This is a genomic window from Blautia faecis, assembly GCF_027662325.1.
Classification (GTDB): Bacteria; Bacillota; Clostridia; order Lachnospirales; family Lachnospiraceae; genus Blautia_A; species Blautia_A faecis.
This window is the reverse complement of sequence record NZ_JAQDKY010000071.1, coordinates 1-2934: the sequence shown is the minus strand read 5'-3', so window position 1 is coordinate 2934 and position 2934 is coordinate 1. Positions and strand designations below refer to the sequence as shown.

5 protein-coding genes are annotated in these 2934 nt (G+C 45.2%); all 5 read right to left on the bottom strand.

The window, feature by feature from the left end:
• Positions 1-36: 36 nt before the first annotated feature.
• Complete coding sequence (locus PGQ38_RS18620; protein ID WP_173718705.1) at positions 37-543, bottom strand: hypothetical protein; 507 nt, start codon at positions 541-543, stop codon at positions 37-39.
• Entirely contained in the window at positions 506-1198 is a 693-nt protein-coding gene (locus tag PGQ38_RS18615) for a hypothetical protein (protein WP_195991524.1), read from the bottom strand. The genes PGQ38_RS18620 and PGQ38_RS18615 overlap by 38 nt, the downstream gene beginning before the upstream one ends.
• 13 nt (positions 1199-1211) lie before the next feature.
• Complete coding sequence (locus PGQ38_RS18610) at positions 1212-1886, bottom strand: hypothetical protein (RefSeq protein ID WP_243284050.1); 675 nt, start codon at positions 1884-1886, stop codon at positions 1212-1214.
• The gene (locus PGQ38_RS18605; protein ID WP_195991525.1) at positions 1883-2344 is read right to left on the bottom strand and encodes a zinc-finger-containing protein; all 462 of its coding nucleotides are present in this window, start codon (positions 2342-2344) and stop codon (positions 1883-1885) included. The genes PGQ38_RS18610 and PGQ38_RS18605 overlap by 4 nt, the downstream gene beginning before the upstream one ends.
• Positions 2345-2427: 83 nt before the next feature.
• Positions 2428-2934, bottom strand: a 507-nt coding sequence (locus PGQ38_RS18600) for a S1 RNA-binding domain-containing protein (protein ID WP_270433055.1), incomplete at its 5' end; no start/stop codon positions are given.

The window sequence follows — 2934 nt, the reverse complement described above, 5'->3', positions numbered from 1 at the left end:
TGGACTCGAACCATGCCTGGTACTCCCTGACCCGGATTACTCTTTTACTTCCTCCACTCCAAAAAAATTTCCAAAATCAAAAGCTGCATCCAACCTTCGAATTCCTGAGAATGCATGTGCATTCTGGTTAAAATAAAAGCGGTAGGCTTTTCCATACATGACAACTGTCTCTTTATTTAACAAAAGCTCTGTGGTAATCCCATCATCCCCTTGCACCAGAACCCTCTTAAAACCATCAAAAAGAAGTTCCGCATGGATCTCTGTCACAGTTCCTTCCACCACCTCATAGGATTTTGTAACTGCCAGGTAATAAATATACCCCGCATACCCAATTCCACAGACTGCCAAAAAAACTGTCCATCCCACAAATCCAGCTGATTTTTGCGCCAGACCAAGGGCACAGCCTCCATACAATAAGAGAAACGATAACAGTAAGGTATTCACAATTCTCTTTTTAAAAAAGCCCGGTATCCCGGTATAATGTTCTCTGTATTTTAGGTACTGCTCAGACAGCCATGTTTTCCATTTCTTCTTTTTCTTCAAGGAGACCTCCTTCTTGGATGCAGCTGATTACAAACTGTTTCTTCTTAAATAGGGAAACCAGGATCTGCATGAATTCCTGCAAGACCTGTTTCTGAACGATCTTTCGTTCTTCCACAGACAGGGGAACGGCACCCGCCTGTCTGGTTAACTCTGCCAGATGATAAGGAATATAGCCACCACCTGCAAGCTGCTGTAGAACCATTCGCTCTTCATAGGTAAACACGGGCCTTTTAAAAGCCCGCAATGCGATTTTCAGTCCTTTTCCAAGTGCCAGATCGTCTGCAAATGCGCCTAACCGCTCTGAAAACGAATCCGTGACAGGCGATACCACAGATTTACTAAGAAGGAGCCACAAAGCTTCCTCCTTACTCTCGCCATCACACTCCGCTACCAGACCACGTTTTTTCAGGCGCCTTAAGCAAAACAAAAAATCCTCTTCGTCCGCCCATTCGGTTGCATACTCTTCTCCAAATGTAAGGCATAATACCCGGTACATTTGGGAATAGATTCTATTTTCTGCACAGAGGCTCCAGGTAAGAGCCGCCCACAGCATGCCTTCCATCTCTGTGAGCACCTTCTCCTGACCGTCAATCTTTACCAGAAGCCTGCCCTCATCATCTTCCATTTTGCATCCAATGGCTGTGTACCATTTCATAATCCAGTTCCTCCTAGTGTAGCTTCATAACTTCCAGGAGTTTCGGAATCACATAACAGGCAATCATTCCTGCTACAATGCAGACTTCGATATTTGGTTTTCGAAGGTTCCATACCTCCTGGTTCTTCGTTCCAATGATCCGGGTTTTTCCGGGAACATTCCAGCGGAGCTTCCTATAAAACTCCGTAAACCTCTGATGATTAAATCCAAACGAGCGGACAAGGAAGATCGTCCGGTCCTGCTCTTCTTCGTCCAGAAGGAAAAAGCTCTCCCGGTTTTCATTTTCGCCCAACACAATGTAAAATTCCGGGATTCCTCTGCGACTGCCCTCTACGATTTTATCAATCTCTTCATAAAAGATCCGGCAGCATTCATAATGCCCGTTTTTTTCCGGCTGGCAGACTGCCAGACTGAATTCATCCAGCTCCATGTAACAGACTTCCGCTTCCATGATTCTTTTACTGATTTTGTTTGACTGCCTTAGAAGAAGAAAAATCCCAAGGAAAAGTGCCGCACACAGATATATGAGATCCCAGCATCGGATCTGGAAAAACAGAAAATAAGCCGCGATTCCCTCTATAAGGGAGCCTGCTCCGATCAGTACAAAATACCGTTCCCTTAGATCCATCAGGTGGTAGACATCTTCCTCATCCGCCTGCAAACGCAGGATATTTTTTCCATTTCTCATGCTGCCAGCGTTTTCTTCTCACAGGAAGAAATTCGGTTCGTCTTTGCATATTGTTCCATAAGTATATTACACTCCCGGATAGTTTCCTCACACCGGTACTCGGAGAACATTCCAATGTGCATGTCCTTTTCCCGCAGGCACAGGCGGTTCTGCAGCCAGATATAAGCACCATGTTTGGTCATGATGCCAGCCTGTACCACCTTATTTAACGCCCGGTGTGCTTCAATCCGTTTATGGCGAAGATCCCCATTTGCCAGAGTTCCCATAGGCCGCATACTCTTTTTATGGACTCCAATATAAGAATCACAGGATGGGTAACCACTGCAAACATACAAATAGTTATCAGGATTTAAATTACGCTCACCATAAACATACTCTGCTGGACGCAGCACCGCCAGCCCGCCACAGTAGGGACAATACAGTTTTTCATTCTGCTGTTTTTTCTTCATTTTTGCCATTTCATTCGTCTCCTTTCCTGTTTGTCCCGATTTTAAAAAAATCGCATTTTCTGTGTCAATAGGATTTTCGTTAGTTTTAATTTTTATTTATATCTTTTAATCAGCCTTGTGATAATCCCTTCTGCGACTTCGTAATTATCGTTAATTCTGGTCACTACAATTCCGATTTTATCTCCCTTTCCCGGAAGGGTTGGCATGTTGCACGAATGTGCCACGGCATTCACCCCGATATCAAGCCTCATAAAATACGTGCCTTTATAAACTTCTGTGATCACACCTGTGTACTTGCCCTGACGGTGGCATTTCCGAAGATTATCTTTATTGAGATTGGCCGTCGGGGTTTTGGCATCCACTTCCACGCTAATCTGTTCTGGTTCCTGACCATCTACTTTATTAACCATAACCTGGACAAGGTCACCAACCTGGAATTTTTCACTGGCATCCAGCATCCACTCCCAGGCCATATCACGCGCCCGGACGGATACTTCCACACCAAACACCTCCAGGCGTACTGCTTTTGGTGCTACTGCGATCACCCTGGCTTCTGCGATTCTTCCGGGATACAGGAGCGGCTTCTCCCCTTCTTCTCC